The 245-nt window shown below is 38.0% G+C and carries 1 protein-coding gene; it reads right to left on the bottom strand.

Features of this window, described 5'->3' with window-relative positions; translation table 11 throughout:
- A partial coding sequence (locus SCA31_RS25005) for a serine dehydratase beta chain (protein ID WP_410699645.1) occupies window positions 1-237 on the bottom strand: 237 nt, incomplete at its 3' end.
- Window positions 238-245 lie beyond the last annotated feature (8 nt).

Below are 245 nucleotides of genomic sequence, written 5' to 3' on the forward strand. Positions count from 1 at the left end.
CGTTTTAAAATCTTCACCGTTCAACCCAAGCATTCCTGCGATATCTGTTCCGTGTCCGATTCCCGTTTTTGCAAGTGAACCAAAAAATTCAACAAAAACTTCTTTAACTTCAGCGATTGATCTTTCTCTTTTTATAATCCTGATAAATGCAGATGCTGCATTCCATGGCCCCATGGTATGTGAACTGGACGGGCCTATTCCTACTTTAATAATCTCAAAAACCGATATTGATTCCATAAATGATT

This window comes from Chryseobacterium sp. SIMBA_028 (assembly GCF_046535285.1).
Taxonomy (GTDB): domain Bacteria; phylum Bacteroidota; class Bacteroidia; order Flavobacteriales; family Weeksellaceae; genus Chryseobacterium.